The sequence below is a fragment of the Bradyrhizobium sp. AZCC 1719 genome (genome assembly GCF_036924525.1).
GTDB lineage: Bacteria > Pseudomonadota > Alphaproteobacteria > Rhizobiales > Xanthobacteraceae > Bradyrhizobium.
The window spans coordinates 6,361,434-6,379,023 of the sequence record NZ_JAZHRU010000001.1 but is presented as its reverse complement, the minus strand read 5'-3'; the positions used below and the strand labels follow the sequence as shown (position 1 = coordinate 6,379,023).

General features: G+C 61.4%; 11 protein-coding genes and 1 pseudogene. All 12 read right to left on the bottom strand.

Annotated features, from left to right (window positions below; translation table 11 throughout):
- Positions 1 to 27: 27 nt before the first annotated feature.
- A pseudogene (locus V1292_RS30125) lies at positions 28 to 1,602 on the bottom strand (DHA2 family efflux MFS transporter permease subunit); the annotation flags it as partial.
- A complete protein-coding gene (locus V1292_RS30120) occupies positions 1,599 to 2,630 on the bottom strand; it encodes an HlyD family secretion protein (RefSeq protein ID WP_334376182.1) in 1,032 nt (343 codons plus the stop codon). The pseudogene V1292_RS30125 and the gene V1292_RS30120, both read right to left, overlap by 4 nt.
- A gap of 267 nt (positions 2,631 to 2,897) precedes the next feature.
- On the bottom strand, positions 2,898 to 3,851 hold the full coding sequence (locus V1292_RS30115) for an MBL fold metallo-hydrolase (protein ID WP_334376181.1): 954 nt from the start codon (positions 3,849 to 3,851) through the stop codon (positions 2,898 to 2,900).
- An 83-nt stretch (positions 3,852 to 3,934) separates the two neighbouring features.
- On the bottom strand, positions 3,935 to 4,864 hold the full coding sequence (locus V1292_RS30110) for an MBL fold metallo-hydrolase (RefSeq protein ID WP_334376180.1): 930 nt from the start codon (positions 4,862 to 4,864) through the stop codon (positions 3,935 to 3,937).
- 93 nt (positions 4,865 to 4,957) lie between these two features.
- Positions 4,958 to 6,175, bottom strand: a complete 1,218-nt coding sequence (locus tag V1292_RS30105; protein ID WP_334376179.1) for an NAD(P)/FAD-dependent oxidoreductase — start codon at positions 6,173 to 6,175, stop codon at positions 4,958 to 4,960.
- Positions 6,176 to 6,718: 543 nt separating this feature from the next.
- A complete protein-coding gene (locus V1292_RS30100; RefSeq protein ID WP_334377206.1) occupies positions 6,719 to 7,672 on the bottom strand; it encodes a helix-turn-helix transcriptional regulator in 954 nt (317 codons plus the stop codon).
- 228 nt (positions 7,673 to 7,900) lie between these two features.
- Positions 7,901 to 9,940 carry a PAS domain-containing sensor histidine kinase gene (locus tag V1292_RS30095; RefSeq protein WP_334376178.1) on the bottom strand — a complete coding sequence of 680 codons (2,040 nt, stop codon included), beginning with the start codon at positions 9,938 to 9,940 and terminating at the stop codon, positions 7,901 to 7,903.
- Between the two features lie 64 nt (positions 9,941 to 10,004).
- Positions 10,005 to 10,421: a response regulator transcription factor gene (locus tag V1292_RS30090; protein WP_334376177.1), complete on the bottom strand. Its 417-nt coding sequence runs from the start codon at positions 10,419 to 10,421 to the stop codon at positions 10,005 to 10,007.
- Between the two features lie 82 nt (positions 10,422 to 10,503).
- Positions 10,504 to 11,154 (bottom strand): response regulator transcription factor, encoded by a 651-nt coding sequence (locus V1292_RS30085; protein WP_334377205.1) that lies wholly within the window; start codon positions 11,152 to 11,154, stop codon positions 10,504 to 10,506.
- Between the two features lie 161 nt (positions 11,155 to 11,315).
- Positions 11,316 to 12,290, bottom strand: coding sequence for an alpha/beta hydrolase (locus V1292_RS30080; protein WP_334376176.1), 975 nt, complete (start codon positions 12,288 to 12,290; stop codon positions 11,316 to 11,318).
- A 180-nt stretch (positions 12,291 to 12,470) separates the two neighbouring features.
- Positions 12,471 to 15,347, bottom strand: coding sequence for an ATP-binding protein (locus tag V1292_RS30075; RefSeq protein WP_334376175.1), 2,877 nt, complete (start codon positions 15,345 to 15,347; stop codon positions 12,471 to 12,473).
- Between the two features lie 1,219 nt (positions 15,348 to 16,566).
- Positions 16,567 to 17,577 carry a lipoyl synthase gene (gene lipA / locus V1292_RS30070; RefSeq protein WP_334376174.1) on the bottom strand — a complete coding sequence of 337 codons (1,011 nt, stop codon included), beginning with the start codon at positions 17,575 to 17,577 and terminating at the stop codon, positions 16,567 to 16,569.
- Positions 17,578 to 17,590 lie beyond the last annotated feature (13 nt).

Below are 17,590 nucleotides of genomic sequence, written 5' to 3'. Positions count from 1 at the left end.
CTCCTCGGTCCGGGATAAATGCGCCCCGCGCATCTTTGCGTGCAGGGCGAACGCGATCTTGATGGTGACCAGCACGGGCGCGGCGATGACGAAAAGGAGAGCGACCGCAGCGAACGCCGTATCGAAAGCGATCACGGTGGACTGACCGGTAACGGTTCGACCCAACAGGCCCATCGCGGCCCGGCCGGCCGCCACGCCGTCCATCCCTCGTGCCGCGAGCATGGCGCTTACCGTCGCCAGCCGCTCGCTGACCGCAGGGACGCCTGCGGTGACGCTGGCGCCAAGCACTGCAGCGTTGGAGGTAACATTGTGGTCGATCATGGTCTGGAGCCCGGCTCCCCCCATGAGGCCACCGATCTGGCGGCCCGCATTGAAGAGGCCGATGCCAGACGCACGATTGCGGTTGTTCAGCTCGCTGAAGGCGATGAGAGTGATCGACAGGAAGAGGAAGCCAAGTCCAAATCCGCGCAGCAGGATGGCTGCCATCATGTCGTCGGCGCCACTCTCGCTGGTCGAGCCGGACAGCAACCACATCGCCGCCATGATCATCAGGATGCCGAACGGCACGGTGACGATCGGCGGAGCGCCGCGGACCTGCATGAGGAAGGCGGCCACGAGGAGGGCGCCGACGAAAAGCGCGCCGCTTGGCAACAGGAGCTGGCCTGCATCGGTAGGCGTGAACGCGAGAACGGAAACGGCAAAGGACGGGATCAGATACGCGCTGCCGAACAAGGCGGCACCAGCGACAAAACTGACGATGAATGCGAATGAAAAATCGCTCGACCGGAACAGGGTGAAATCCAGCAGGCCTTGGCTTTTGGCTATCACCTGTTGGCCGAGAAACGCCAGCAAAGCGGCTGCGCCGATCACGGTCAGCCACACGATGCGAGGCTCCTCGAACCACCGCCATCGGCTGCCCTGATTGAGAACGTAGGTGAGGCAGAAAAATGCGACTGATATCAGCAAGAAGCCGGCCCAGTCGAACGGAAGGCGCGCGGTCGTAACGGGTCTCGGGCCGTCGGCGATCAACAAAAGTCCGATAGCGGCGAGGGCCACCGGAACGACGCCGAAGAAAATCCATGCCCACGACTGGCTGTCGATCAACCATCCCTGGAGCGCCGGAGCGATCGTCGCGGGGGCGACGACGGATCCCATCGCAAACAGCGCTTGCAGGATCGGCTGACAGGATCGCGGATAGGCTAGAAAAATGATGGCCTGCCCAGCGACAAGCAAGGTGCCGCCGGAGAAACCCTGTATCATGCGGAGTACAATCAGTAGGTCCAGCCGATATGTGATGGCGGCAATGCCGCAGGCCGTGCCCATGACCAGAGTCGAGCCGATGATCAGGCTGCGCGGATTGGTGCGCGTCATGAGCCAGGAGGCGGCCATGAACCCGATAAGCTTCGTAGCGGTGTATCCGACGTCCAGCCAGGCGAACTCATCCGGGGTTGCATGGGTATCGCCGATGATATCGTTGCGTCCGAGCGACAGGACGGTACTCGCGATCGCCTCCGTCAGAGTGGCGAGCACGATGCCTGCGACAAGAATGATTCCTGCCGCGCGCCTGTCGTAGCCTGGCGTGGCGTCGGCGATCGCGGTCATGTGCCGCTTCCTCGATCGATCTCGACACGCGCGGACAGGCCGGGCACGACGCGGCCGGGCAATGGATTTCTGGTGAACCGGATTTTCACAGGCACGCGTTGAACGACACGAATGAAATTTCCCGTCGCATTGTCGGTGGGGAGCAGGGTGAACGCAGACCCGCTGCCGGGCGCAAAGCTGTCCACCACGCCTTCAATCGTCTGGTTCGGATAGCCGTCCACGGTGATGCGGGCACGCTGTCCTGGCCGGATATGTTCGATCTGGCTTTCCTTGAAGTTCGCCACCACCCACACGTCCTTGACCGGAACGATGTCGAGCAAGGAGGTACCCGGTGCGACAAGCCGGCCGACCCGAACCTGGCGGTTGCCGACGACGCCGTCGACCGGCGCATGCACCACGGTGTGGTCGAGATCGATCTGGGCGAGGTCGCGGGCGGCGTGCGCCTGCGCCACGGCAGCAACGGCAGCTTCGCGCTGGCTGGCAAGAACGGCGATGCGTTGCCGCTGAGCCTCTACCGTTGCCGACGCCGCCGACACGCCCGCCTCGGTTCTCGATAGCGCCGCATCGCTTTCATCGACCTGGGCCTGGCTGACGGCGTTGGTGCGGATCAGCTCGCGGCGACGGTCGGAGGCCTTGCGGGCCAGATTCATCTCGGCCACGCTCGCAAGTCTTTGCGCTTCGGCCTGGCGTATCAGGGCGTGCTGGAGCTGGGTCTCCGCATCGACATTGGTGAGGCGGGCTTGGGCGGCTTCGACGTTAGCCTCTGCTTGCGCAAGCCGCGCGCGGTAGTCCCGGTCGTCAATCCGGAACAGGACATCGCCTGCACGAACGGACTGGTTATCCTGAACCTCAACGGCCGTGACGTAGCCTGCAACCTTCGGCGCGAGCGACGTCATGTCGCCACGAATGTAGGCGTTGTCGGTGAACGTCTCGTTTGTGCGGGCATAGGCCCAGCCGCCAGCTACAACGACGACGGCGCCGAGGCACAGCGACAAGCCGACCACCTTCTTCTTAGTAAGATGCACCACGATATCCTCCTGCAACAGTTGTCTCGCTGAAGCGACCGCTCACTCACCCGGGGCCTACGTGCGGTCCAGCCGCCGTCGACCGAGGTTGCCGTGCCCGTGATCTCGTCCGCCGCAGCCGAGCACAGAAAAGCGACGGTGCCGCCAAGTTGCGCCGGCGAGGCGAAGACGAGCGAGAGGTTGAGGGTTTTGGGTGAGCGGGCCGCGCTCCCGAGCTGGAAACGCGGCCCGTATCGGAGCGCTTGTTACGCGCCCTCGTTCGGACCGCGATCAGTAGTCCCACCAGGCCGGTACCCAACGAAAGACGTCGCCGGCGACCGCCACCCGGCCGATGGACGGGAACGGCATGTGCGTGGCTACCAGCCACGCGCCGGTCGTCGCCAGCTCCCGCAAGAGTCGGAGCCGGACACGCGTCGCTTCCTCAGGGTCGTGTTCGAAGCCGTTGTGCCAGTCGGGGTGGTCGAACGAGACCGGGAATATGGCATCGCCGGCGAACATCAGCCGGTCGCCGCCGGACGCCAAGCGTACCACACTGTGTCCAGGGGTGTGACCGCCGGTGCGACTGACGACCACTCCCGGCGCCACCTCGTACTCCTCCTCGAACGGCCGCAGTTGGCTGTGGTACTCGTTCAAGAACCGCGTGGCGGCCGACCGGGCCACCTCCGCGAGCGCCGGCGGCATGGCGGTGCGGGAGAAATCGGGCGACGCCCAGAACTTGACCTCGGCGGCGGCCACGTGGATTCGCAGGTCCGGGCGTAGGCGGTCCTTCACCCCGTCGACGAGCAGCCCGCCAACATGGTCAAAGTGCATGTGGGTCAGCACGACATCGGTCACGGACGCAAGATCGATGCCGGCGGTCTCCAGTCGCAGGCCCAACTGCCCGGCCCGTGGAAAGTCCGGGTACTCCAGCCCTAGCCCACTGTCGATGAGTATGGTCTGGTCGCCGCTACGTACCACGACCTCGTTCAGCGCCCAATCGAACGCGTCCCGCGACAGGAACATGTCGTCCAGCCAAGCCGTCCGGGCTGCCGGGTCGGCATTGGTGGCCATCGACTCGGCTGGCGGCGTTAGCACCCCATCGCTGATCACCAACACATCAATATCACCAACCCGCAACGCGTAGCGCGACGGAACCAACTCGTCGGGCGCCGCTCTGCCGGAGTGCGAGGTGTTGTCGAGGCTCTTGATTGTCCTTTGCCGAATGTTGCGGATCATCTGATTCATTTGAAAGCTCCTGTGCTCGACGTTAGCGTTCGATCTTGGTGCTCAATCTTGGTTGGGCCGCGCTTCCCGGATGGGAAGCGCGATCAGTAGTCCCAGAAGACCGGCACCCAACGAAAGGCGTGGCCGTCGACTGCCACATGGCCGACGGACGGGAACGGCAGGTGAGTGGCCACCAGCAGCCCACCGGTCTCAGCCAGTTCCCGCAAAAGACTGATACGAACGCGGGCCGACTCCTCGGGGTCGTGTTCGAAGCCGTTGTACCACTCGGGGTGCTCGAACCCGACCGCGAACACGAGGTCGCCGGCGAACGTCAGCCGGTCGCCGCCGGACGCCACGCGGACCACGCTGTGCCCGGGGGTGTGGCCGCCGGTGCGAGTGACGACCACTCCCGGCGCCACCTCGTACTCCTCCTCGAACGGCCGCAGCTGGCTGCGGTACTCTTTCACGAACCGCTTGGCGGTCGATCGAAGCGCGTCCGGGAACCCCGGCGGCATAGAGACGTGGGAGAAATCGGGCGCCTCCCAGAACTTGACCTCGGCGGCCGCCACGTGGATCCGCAGGTCCGGACGTAGCCGTTCCTTGACCCCGTCGACGAGCAGCCCGCCAATGTGGTCCATGTGCATGTGGGTCAGCACCACGTCGGTCACGGACGCAAGATCGATGCCGGCGGCCTCCAGTCGCTTGATCAATTGCCCGGCCCGCGGCAAGTGCAAGTCCGGGTCGAGCCCAAGCCCAGCATCGACGAGTATGGTCCGGCCGCCGCTACGCACCACGACCACGTTCAGCGCCCAATCGTAAGCGTCCGGCGGCAGGAACATGTCTTTCAGCCAGGTCGCCCGGACGGCCGGGTCGATGTTGTGTGCCAACATTGCGGTTGGGAGCGGTAGCACGCCATCGCTAACCACCAGCACGTCAATGTCGCCGACCTGCACCGCGTAGCGCGACGGAACCAACTCGTTGGGGCCCGGTCCACCGGGGTGTGAGGTGTTGGCCAGGCTTGTGTCTAGGTTCATGTTTGTCTCCTGTTTCATGTTCAAGGCTACTGGCTGGTCTCGGAAAGCAGGCCGCGCAGCCAGCGAGAAGCGCGGCCCGTTTCGCGTGAAGGTCTAGAAGAAGCCACTCACGTCAGTCACACGCTCCGGATCGGCCGAGGCCAGCGCGGCAGCACGTTCGGCCTGCGGCGGATAGATCCAGACGGTGTTGATCTCCTGCTTGGTCTTCTTGCCGACGTCGCCGACCATCTTGACCTGGCGTTCCCAGCCAACGGTGAACAGCGCGCCGGCTTCGCCGAGATCGAGGCAGGTGACGTATCCCTTCTGGTGATAGGGCTTGGTTGGTACGCCCAGCAGTTCGGCCGCGGCATTGTTGCCGGCGAAGGCGCCCATCCGCGTGGCGTGTTGGCACGACATCAGCGCGTAGTTGCCGACATCGTCGCATGCCGCGCGAGCCGCATCGCCGGTGGCGAAGACGCCGGCCACCCCCGGCACGCGCAAGTCGCGGTCGACGAGCAGCCGCCCGAAATTGTCGCGTTCGGCTGGGATCTGCTGGGTCAACGGCGCGGCGCGAATACCCGCCGCCCAGATCACGGTTTCGGTTTCGATGTGATCGCCATTGGAGAGAGTGACGCCGGATTTGTCCAGCGAGGCGACGCCGGCGCCGAGCCTGGTCTCCACACCGACCTTGCGCAGGGCCTCCTCAATGACGGGGCGAGGACCTTCGCCCATGTCGGGGGCGATCGCGCTGTTCCGGTCGACGATGATGACGCGGGGCCTGGCATCCTTGCCGAGGATTTTGCGAAGCCGCGCCGGCATTTCCGTCGCCGCCTCGATGCCGGTGAAGCCGCCGCCGGCAACGACGACCGTATCGCGCCCGTTCATTGCCGGCCGGTCGGGAAGGCTGTGCAGGTGCCGGTCGAGAGCAATCGCATCGTCGAGCTGGTCGACGCTGAAGCCGTGCTCGGCAAGGCCGGGAATGTTGGGGCGGAACAGCCTACTGCCGGTCGCCACGACCAGCCGGTCGTAGGACAGCGTCTTTCGCGTGCCCTTCGCGGTCGCGACCTGCACCACGCGGGATTTGGTGTCGATGGTCTCGGCGCTGCCTTGCACGTAGACGACGTCGATTGCGTTAAGGACATCCAGCAGGGGCGCCGTCAGGGTCTCGGGCTTCTGTTCGTACAGCCGCGGGCGAACCACCAGCGTCGGCTCCGGCGCGACCAGCGCGATATCGAGTTCCTCGGGAGAAACGCCCTGGATGTCGCGCAGGCGGGCAGCGGAAAGTGCGGCGTACATGCCGGCGAAGCCGGCGCCAATGATGATGAGTCGCATGTGATTATCTCCTGTGGGTTGAGTTGTTCAGGCAAAGGTCACCGCCGCCGCTGTTCATTGGCGGCAAGGCCTCCTGAGATCGACGAGGATGCGAGGATGTGAAACGAAGACGGGCTGACCTATGGTGGGCAGCTCGGCATTGCCGAGATCGGCACGCGGCTTTCACATGCCGCATGGCAGCTTCTGGGGCCCAGCGGCCAGCCGCGGTTAAGGCCAATCGGCAGAACGGGCTTTGGCGGCCAATTCCTGTGCAAGAGCTGGGCGCCATCGTTGATCATGAAGGAAGCCATGGGATTAGCGCTTCGAGCGGCCGGTGCCGGAACCTCCGTTTCCTCGCCTGCCGCCGAAGTAAAGCGAACGGCCAGCGAAAGTCCGTATATGAGCGCGGTCGCAACTGCTCTTCGTCGCGGTGCGATTGCCAGGGGGATGACGAATTTCTTCCAGGTCATCGCTGTCTCCTCCATTATCAACGTAGGCACCACGATAACGAACCTGATTTGCGACTGCCCCAGAGCGATTGCCGTACCTGTAGAGAGATTGCTGCTAGCGCATGCGTCGCCGCCAATCGCTCGGCGTTTCGCCGGTCAGCTTCCTGAACGCCGCGGCGAAGGCGGTCTGGGAGGCATAGCCAAGCTCCGCTGCGACCGAGACGACCGAGGCGTCGGTGTCGCGCAGCATGTTCATGGCCTGCTCGAGCCGGTGCTGGCGCAGCCAGGCATGAGGTGAAAGCCCGGTGCTGTGCTTGAAGGCACGGCAGAAGTGGAAGCGCGACAGGCCGGCATCGGAAGCCAGCGCCGCGAGCGAGACGTCCGCATCGCTGTCCGAACGGAGGCGTTCGATGGCGCGGCGCAGCGTCATCGGCGGGAGGCCGCCGAGGGTTGGCTGGAACGGGGCTGGCGAGCCGCTGTGCGCAGCCAGGAGGCGCGTGGCCAGGAGGTCTGTCAGTTGCTGCCTGAACAGCGTATCCAGGGCCCCATTGCCCTCCAGCACGTCGGCCGCGCTCAACAGCAATCGGGATGTAATGGGGTCGGGATACGCCGTTCGTTCCAGGAGATCGATCGGTGTGCCGGTTTCGGCTTCGTCGGCAACGCGCTTGAGCGTTGTGTGAGGAAGATAGAGCTGAACGACATCAACAGGTTTCGGAATGTCCCATCGGGAGCTTGATCCTTCCGGAATGATTATCACAGCCCCGCGACGAAACGTTCCAATCGCAACCGATCTTCCTGACCGCCGCTCCATGCGCTGCATTATACCGTTGTAAGCCATGATGACGTGATGGGTCATGGGCGCGACGACGTCGTGCAATGGGTCATGCTTCCAGTGGGCGATCCCGCCGCCGGAGCGATCCAAAGCCATGTGAAATGGTCTGGTCCCGAGCACGCGCTCCATTTCCTCTTCGGCCAGACGCCGATCGGCATTTGGTTGATCGTTCGGGCGTGGTGCCTCGGTTGCGGCCGGCAGATCTGCCGAAGAATTGTGCAAGACCGGTTTGCTCATGGGTTGTGCTCGCATTGGAGAGGTCATGCGCGCGCTCCGCAGACCGCGCTGGGCCAAAGAGTCGGAGCGCTGCTTCCTGTGTGCTCACAACAATGATGGCAAACGCCGCGCGACGGTATCGTGCAGCGAGTCTAGTGGCGCTGGTTCGGTGGATAGATCAACCTGCACTTTGGGATAGGTGGACGCGATGGGTGCAATCGCGCAGATATTCGCGCCATGAAACGAAGCTCATTGAGCGGGCCGAATAAAGCCGACGACCGCGGAATCGATTTCGGCAGCCGTTGGCACTGGCAGTGTGAAGCGAAAGTGTGCGCCGCCGTTCGGGCGGTTTGAACCCGCGATGCGGCCGCCATGCGCGGAAATGATCGACTGGCAAATGGCCAGCCCGATACCGATCCCCGCGTCCTTGGTGCTGAAGAAGCTTTCGAAAATGTGCTTCATGTTGCCGTCGGTGATGCCTGGACCATTATCGAAGGCGGAAAAGGCGACCGAGCCGCTGTCATCGATCGACGTCTGGATGTCGATCCGGCGCGTTGGCTGTCCCGATTGCGCGACTGCCTGGACGCTGTTGACCAGCAAATTGATGATTACTTGCTGCAACTGGATCCGATCGCCCATCACCTGCGGAAGTCCGGTTTCTAATACCGACGACAAAGCAATCGACTTCGAGTCGATCTCATGGCGGATAAACAGGAGAGCCTCCTCAACGACTTCATTGAGGTCGATGAGACGTTTCTCCGGCTCATTCTTCGCCGCCATGCCTCGAATGCGGTGAATGATTTCACCCGCGCGGCGCGCGCTTGATGCGATCCTGGAGATGAGCTGCGTGACTTTTTCAGTGTTTTGATCGGCGCGCGCCAGCCACCTCAGGCTCGTCTCTGCATTGGTGACGATTGCCGAAAGCGGCTGGTTGACCTCATGCGCGATCGAGGTTGCGAGCTCGCCGAGCGTTGCGATGCGTCCTGCATGCGTGAAGTCGGCCTGCAGCTTTCGAAGCTGCTGTTCCGTATTCAATCGTTCGCTGATGTCCTGCATGGTGATGAAGGTCGTATCCAGTTGCTCGGGCAATACCGGATATGTGACCGTGAACAGAACATCGATAATCGTGCCATCGAAGGCGAGGATCTTCGTTTCTTCAAAGAAATTTCGCCGGCCTTCGAAGTGAGCAACCATGACCCGCTTCGCGAGCCCGGGGGCGGCGGCAAAAATGTATCGAACCGGATTTATGAGATCAGCGGCATTCTTGGCCCGAAACAGCAACACCGCATCCCGGTTGACTTCCGTGACCCTTACAAAGTCCTTGGCATGTTCGATGAGGTCCGGATTCCGGTCAAGGTAGGCTCCGATATCGCGGATGCCGTTTGCCTTGAGCTGATCAAACACTTCGCCCGCGCGACGGGAATCGACCTGCCAGAGTGCGGTCGGCAGATACTGGATCAGTTTACGATAGCGTTCCTCGCTGGCCTGCAGTTCCCAGGACGTGCGATCGTCATTCGCCTCGCCGTTGATGGTTACGAACACCGTTCCGGGGGGCTTCGGCTCCGCGGAGTGCCATGCCCTGATGATGGGGTTGCGTATGGTTCCACTGGAGACAATTTTGCGCATCTCGAGGCGCGAGGGATCGGTTGCCACCTTTTCGAGGAGGGCAGCGAGCGCCGAGCGGCTCTCGGCCGGCCAGAATGCGCCGACGGGCTTGCCGATCATCTGCTCCAGACCGGCATGGGCGCCGAACATCCGTACCGCGCGATCATTGACGGCCGAGATGCGGGTGGCGGTCAGAAGCTTTTCAACCCATTCCGGGTGTTCATCGAGATCGTCGATTACGCTACGACTTCTGAGCTCGGCGATTGTTTGGAGCACAGGGCGGGCGGCTGAGGTATCGAGTTCCCAGCAAGCGGCCAGATAGCCCTGCAGCTCGGCATCCACGCGTATGGTTGCCGCTTCGGACATCCCTCCAGCGTCTCGTCCGAATTCAACGATATCGAGAGGTATGCCGGCTGCATCCCGCCTTACGATTTTTCTGATGGTGGCTGTAACTTCTGCTCCAGCCTGGTTGCGCCGGCGGACTAAACCCTCCCATCGGCCTTCCCGCAGTAGCACGCTAGTGGGTTCGGGGTCGTGCTGGCCGGGTGTGCGGAGCGCGGCAAGATTCTGCCCGATCATGGCCATGGCGGGCCATCCATAAAGGGCTTCCGAAGCCGCATTCCAGTATTTCACGACGCCGTGCTCGTCGCTGACAATCACGCTTTCGGATGCGAAATCGGACAACTCCATTCCGGGAGGAGACACGGAGGGGTGTTCGTGTCCACGCGTCACGGTCTTGTGGACGGGGCTAGCCATCGCTGGGCGTCTCCCGTCCATCTGCGCCAGGGCAGGAGCCCGCGTGTCTCAGGGCGGACCGCAGATGACGAAGGAGTGCTTCGCTGCTCACCGGCTTGGTCAGAAAGGCATAAGCGCCGCATCGCATGGCACGCAATCGGGTCGCCGGAGTGGTGTCGGCCGTGACGATGATCACCGGCATTGGGGAGCCGATGGTCCGCAGCCGCTGCAACAGGTCGAGCCCGCTATGGCCCGGCATGCTCACATCGGTGATCAGGCAGTCGAACCTGCCCGGGACGTACTCCGCCATGAAGGCCTCCGCTCGATCGAAAGTGCGACACGACAGTTCCAGCACCAGAAGGAGATCGGAAAGGGCTTCTCGCACAGCTTCATCGTCATCTACGATCGCGACTAAAGGCGCTTTGGACAAACCGATGACTCTCGCTAGCATGGCCGGATGGCCATCTCCCTGATCTGACCCAATGCCGGCCGTATCGTAACCATCCTTTGGTCTAGGCTGAGTTTTCCTGTCGGATCTCCGCAGGCAGCAATTCCCAGATGCGGATGAGCTGACCGACGGACGCCGCCTGCATCTTCTTCGTCACGCTGCCGCGGTGCAGCTTGACGGTGATCTCGCTGATGCCGAGATCGAAGGCGATCTGCTTGTTGAGGCGGCCCTTTGCCACTTCGCGCAGGACCTCGCGTTCGCGCGGCGTCAATTTGGCGTAACGGTCGACATGCTGCTTGATATGCCGGGCTGCGGTTCTCAGCGAAATATCTTTCTCGATTGCCGCCGTAACCGCATCAAGGAGCGTCTGGTCTCTTACCGGCTTTGTCAGGAAATCGGCGGCTCCCGCCTTCATCGCCTGCACCGTCATGGCGATGTCGCCGTGGCCGGTAAGGAAGATGATCGGCCGGGTATTGCCGTTCGAGGCGAGATGCTGCTGCAGATCCAGCCCGCTTGCTCCCGGCATGCGAACATCGAGGATGAGGCACCCCGGGCGATCCGGAAGGTTGGCGTGCAATAGGTCTTGCGTAGACCCAAAACAGCACGCGTCGATCCCCACCGACAGAAGAAGTTCTTCAAGTGCGGATCGCACCTCCTCGTCATCGTCCACGATCAAGACGAGAGGGCGGTCCGTATTACCGGCAGCTACATTCATGGGAAAGCGGGGTGAGGGTGGTAAAGCAAATAAGCCGGCGAAGCCAGTTGTACCAACCATTGCTAGCCTCCTTCTGATCGCTTCTGCTCCGTTGTCTGTCGCGGTCGTTCGCCTGGGTCCATGGGCCTCTGACAAGTTTGTCGCCTGCGTGGCAAAATCCGTCATTCAAGAATGGACCGGAGAAGGGCGTTTGTCTGCGCGATAGCGCCTCTGGCCGCAGGGGTATCAGCCAGTGCGTTGAGCATGACGAAATCATGAATGGTACCGTTGTATCTTGTGGACGTGACGCGCACCCCCGCACGAACCAGTTTGCGCGCGTAGCACTCACCCTCATCACGGAGCACGTCGTTCTCGGCGACGATGATAAGCGTATCCGGAAGGCCAGTCAGTTGGTCAATCGAGGCATTGAGTGGTGCCGCGGTGATCTGCTTGCGCGCGGCGGCGTCCGGAAGATAAGCGTTCCAGAACGATTCCATCGCCCGCTTTGTCAGCCAAGGGCCATTTGCGAACGAGGCATAAGACTCGGTGTCGAACATCGAGCTGACGGCGGGATAGAACAGCACCTGCGCATCGATCTTGGGGCCGCGCCGTTCCTTCGCCATGAGCGTGACAGCGGCGGCCATGTTGCCGCCGACGCCGTCACCAGCGATGGCCAGGCGCGCGGAATCGATCCCTAGACGTTCCGCATGCTCTACCAGGTACTTGGCGACGGCATAGACTTGTTCGATTGCTACCGGATACTTGGCCTCCAGCGAGCGATCGTAATCCACGAAAAACAACGCAACGTGCGCACCGACCGCGATTTCGCGAATCAAGCGGTCGTGTGTCTCTTTGTCGCCGACGGTCCAGCCGCCATGGACATATACCAATGCAGGCAGCGTTTCACTTGCCCTCTCCGGTCGAACGATGCGAACTGGCACCGCTCCGGTAGGGCCGGTAGGGGCTATCATGTCCTCAAAACGCACGGCTGGCTTGCCGATGATGCCTGATTGGATATCCGCAAGAAATCTTCGTGCGTCTTCGGGAGACAGTTTACCCATCATCGGGCCGTTTGCGATCGCGTCGACAAACTGCTGCGTCAAGGGCTCAAGCAACGCTACGTCGCGAATATTTGCTGGTGCAGCTTTCTCAAGCATCGATATCCATCCGAACGGGGCCGCTCGACAGGCATCATGCGCGCCCGTGCGATAAAACCCTAAACAAACGTTGTGAATTCTCGCAAAATCCGGCAAGGAGGCGTGAAACCTCCCCATGAAGCATTGTGAATTTCCGTGAAATCTCAGCAGCGGATGTGAAACGGCCTGCGTTGATCTGGGCTAGCGCTGGCCCGAGAGTTCATCCAGCAGACCCTTCGCGATCTTAAGATCGTTGGTTTCGTAGCCCTCGCTGAAACGGCTATAGAGCGGAGCGAGCAGCTCGTACGCTTCGCCGACCCTCCCTTGATCCCTCCGCAGTCGCGCCAGGCTAGTCGTGGTGCGCAGCTCCCATGCGAGAGCCTCCTGCGTTCGGGCCACCTCAATCGACGCCAGAAAATCTTCCTCGGCCTGGCTGGCGTCTCGCTGCAAAGCAACTACACCCTTGATCCGCAACAGTTCCGGACTGCACCAGCGCTCCTCGCTCTGCTCGTTTCGTCCGATCGCTTCATCGATCGCGGTCTTTGCCAGTAGGGCGTCTCCGGCGATCGCCAGCCCCTCGGCCAGGGCGCCCAGGAAGGTCGTGAGATACTGGACGAATCTGGCTCGGCGAAGTTCGTCGATACCAACTTTTAGCTGCTGCAAGCCGGCGGCGAGATTGCCGCGCTTGACCTGCAATTCTCCTTCGAAGCAGCGCCCATAAGCGCGCCAGATATCAAGCTCATCGTTGGCGGTCTGATCGAGCAGCATCTTTGTGTAGCGTTCCGCGGCCAACAGATCGCCAGCCATGAGGGCAATCGGACACGCTGCTTGAGCAAGCGCGTTGCAGAGCGAGAGCCTGTGATTGATCGAAAGAGCGTCGCTGACGTTATTCTCGACACAGCGTAGCGCCTCAGTCGCGAACCCCTGCAGCCATAGCACTCGTGCGAGCGTGATGCGTGCTGTCACCCCTTGGTCGAACTGGAAGCGCACCGCATGTGATCGACGGACGGGAGCCACATAGTGCGCAAGCATCCGCTCAATGTGCTGTCTTGCACTCGATTGGTTGCCCAGGAAGTGCAGCGACGCACCTGTCAATCGATCGCCGAGCAATCGATCGTTGATATCCGCCGTCTTCTCGGCAACCGAAGAAAAACGCTTCGCGAGCTCCAGAGCTTTGACGAACTCTCCGCGGTTGACTCGCGAAGCCCACATTCCCCAGAGCGCTCGTAAGCGGTAATCAGTGTCGTCCAGGCCGTCCGCGATTTCGAACGCGGTCGCCCACGCCGCTCCCGTGTCTCGGGCCGATGCTGTCGTGTACATCTGCGACCAGGCAACCGCAGCATAGAGATGCATCCGGCGGCGTTCGTCCTTTGTGCTTTCGCCGAGCGTAGTCAGCGCACGCTCGGCCCGGGTGCGACATTCCTCCATCAGCGACATCTCGAACCAAACAGGCACTGCCGCGACCGTCAGCTCTACACCGACGCCAGGATCGCCGCCCGGCGAAAATGCCCAATCAAGTGCGCCGCGAAGGTCGTCGATCTGTGGAGCATACGCGGACAACCATTCGGTGGTGGGCCACGTCTCCCACTCGGCAAGGGCGCGCTCGAACAGGTCAAGTTGGTAGAGCGCGTGTCGCCCCCTCACAGCTTGCGTTTCAGCTTCTTCACTCAGCCGTTTCTGAGCGTAGGCTCGCGCTGTATCAGTCAAGCGATAGTATACGGTCGCGCCTGCCACATCCGCTATGACCAGCGACTTCTCGACAAGGTCGGCAACGATCCCGTCGACGTCGGACGCGATTACTTTGTCGTCTCCGGCGATGGCGCTGGCAGCCTCCATCGTGAAGCGTCCGGCAAAAACACCCAACCGGCGCATGACGACGCGTTCGACTTCGGAGAGCAGATCGTAGCTCCAATCGAACGCTGCACGAAGCGTCTGATGCCGTGGCAGCGCAGTGCGCCGACCGCGTGTCAACAGATGAAATCGATCGTCCAGGCGACTGGCCACTCCGCGAACCCCAAAGGCGTCAACGCGACACGCAGCAAGCTCGATGGCCAGCGCAATTCCATCGAGCCGACGGCAGATTTGCGCGACAACTGGGACATCTTCATCCCTGAGTTCGTATCCGCCGGCGCTCGCTGACGCGCGCTCGACAAAGAGTTGTACGGCCGGGTAGCTAAGCGCTTCCATGACTGTTAATCCTGCCTCGACAGGAGCAGTTTCCAGCGGGGGTAGGCGCTGCACGCGCTCATCTTCGGCACGTAGAGGTTCTCGACTGGTGGCAAGGATGTGAACAGCCGGTGCGCCTTTCAAAAGTTCTTCAGCCAACTCCGCGGCCGCCAGCAAGACATGCTCGCAGTTGTCGAGCAGGAGCAGCATCTGTTTGTCCTTCAGAAAGGACGTCAATGCGGGATATGGATTCTCCGAGCGGATCGGAACACCAAGCACAGAAGCGAGCGCGCTCGGCACAAGCTGGGGATCGTTGAGCGGAGCAAGATCGACAAACCGTCCACCATCTTTGTAAGAGGCTATCAACTGGTCGGCGACCGCCAGAGCAACTGTGGTCTTGCCGATTCCGCCCGGTCCGACGATCGTGACGAAGCGGCCTCGCTGTAGCCTGCTGCTCACCATGGCAACGATATCAGCGCGGCCGATCGGTCGGGTGAGACGGTCCGGCAAATTGTGCCCTTTATGGGGGGCGGGGAAGGCTTGGGCTGTATCGCCCATGGACCGTGAAACCGTCGCAACGAAGCGATATCCCCGACCAGGCACCGTGACGATGTAGTTCTCGCCGGTCCTACCCTCCGCGAGTGCACGCCGCACAGCATTGATTTGAGCTCGAAGGTTCGATTCTTCGACAGTGAGGCCAGGCCACACGCGCGCAATGAGGTCATCTTTGTCGACTACTTCGCCGGCGTGCTCAACCAAAGCTATGAGAATTTCGAAGGCCCGACTTCCAAGCGGAACCGGATTATCGCCTTGAAGGAATAGTTGCTGCCGCGGGACAAGGCGGAATGGGCCAAACGAGAAAGTAAGTTCGACTGGCGCGCTTACGTGATTGCGTCCGTTACCTTCCGTCACGGATACAGAAGGAGGATCACGGTCGCCTCTGCTAGAGGGTCCCATTTTTGGCTCGCCCCTTTGAAGCCAAGAAGAACCAATTTATCACCTCAACAGTGGGCTGGAAAGCACTGCAGTCAATCCGCTTTTGACGGTGAACTACTTGATAGACCGAGAAAATTCCGGCTCGGGAGCAATTGATAGAACGCAACTGAGCGCCGCTGCCGGGTGAACGAAAGCCGTCGGCTCGGTGCGCTGGCACCGTCCCATGATCTTGCCGTGAACTTCACGAGAAGCGTTGGCGAAGATGTTGGCGTGGGTTGGTAGCACTCCACCGCCTCGAACCCCCGACACTCAAACGAAACCGAGCATCGCGCCGATATCGCCTGCGTCTAGCTGTGCGCCAATCGCGCAACGCTCGAATGGGACGGGGTTGCCTCTGTAGAATTCCAAAAGCGATGGTTAGGCTGGCGGCTTTGCTGACACGTTGATTCATTCGACGCCGGTTGTCATAGCGAGAATGCAAACGTCCGCCCCGCAGCGGGCAAGTTTTCTTACTCTATAATCGCCAAAACTACGACGGCGCTCCTGAAGCACTGGGCTTTGGGAAAGGGGCAAGCTACTTTGCGGCCGAACTAGATGGGATTTCGTCAGGAGAGTTCGAACCAGCGCGGTACTGCACGACCTCATTCGGTACTGCAAAGCTGTACCGGGCGAAGCGCAGCAACGCAAAATGACGAACGCGGACTGGTCTAAACACTTGAAACGAAAGGAAAATGCTTCACCTTTCAGCTTGAACTATTTGTCGGCCCAAAAAATCAGCTACACCGCACGAGATGATAAAGCGAAATAACATCAGTATGTTAGCGCATCGATTTTGCATTGCACCCATGATGGATTGGACCGGGGCATCTCAAAAAGCGAAGCGCGATCAGCACTTAAGCACGCGCGTTGCAAGTCATGCTGTACCAAATGCTGTACCGTCCGACTGACGATTTCTCTTTAGCGGACACAATTCTGCGTTAGGCGGCGTACGGCGGCCACAGAGACTTGTAGTCGCGTCCGCGAATCTGAGCGGTCGATCTTGCCGTGAACTTCACGACAAAGGTTGGAGAAGATGTTGTTGGTAGCGCGCTCCGCCGCTACCAGTTCTGCGATTTTCTCCGCTAAATGGCGATTTCCTGTAATCGCGGTCGCTGCAACAAACTGTGGCGAGGGGAAGGATAATTTCGGCTTCGGATCAGTTCCGATCCTCGGGCAGAGCAGCGGGTTCGATCGCAGTGGCTGCTTGTTGCCGCCGGCGTTCGCGCAGCCTGCGGAAGTCATCATCAGCGTGGTGCGAGGAGCGTGTCAGCGGCGTGGCCGATACCAGCAGAAAGCCCTTGGCATAGGCGACCTTCTCGTAGGCTTCGAATTCTTCAGGAGGCACGAAGCGTACGACGGCGTGGTGCTTGCGCGTGGGCTGGAGGTACTGGCCGATGGTCAGGAAATCGACGTCGGCAGAACGCAGATCGTCCATCAATTGCAGCACCTCGCTCCGCTCTTCGCCGAGCCCGACCATGATCCCGGACTTGGTGAAGATCTGTGGGTCGAGTTCCTTCACGCGCTGCAACAGCCGGACCGAATGGAAATAGCGTGCGCCTGGCCGCACCGTCAGATATTTCGACGGCACCGTCTCCAGATTGTGGTTGAACACGTCGGGTTTCGCCGCAACGACGGTTTCGAGCGCGCCCTTCTTGCGGAGAAAATCCGGAGTCAGGATTTCGACCGTCGTACCCGGGCTTGCTACGCGGATGGCCGCAATCGTCGCAGCGAAATGCGCGGCACCTCCGTCGGCAAGGTCGTCGCGATCGACCGAGGTGACGACGACATGTTCCAGTCCCAGCTTGGCCACCGCTTCGGCGACCTTATCCGGCTCATCGGCGTCGAGCGGACCGGGCAGGCCGGTGCGCACGTTGCAGAACGCGCACGCGCGCGTGCACGTATCGCCCATGATCATGAAGGTCGCGTGCTTCTTCGCCCAGCACTCGCCAATGTTGGGACAACTGGCTTCCTCGCAGACGGTCACGAGTTTGTTCTCGCGCACGATGCGCTTCGTCTCGGCCCATTCGGCGGAGCCGGGAGCCTTCACGCGGATCCACGCAGGCTTGCTCTGTATGGGCGTGTCGGGTCGGTTAGCCTTTTCAGGGTGGCGTTGCCTCTGCATCCTCTCTCGCGGATCGTTCTTGAGGAGATCGAGTAAGACTGTCATTTGGTCAGCCCCG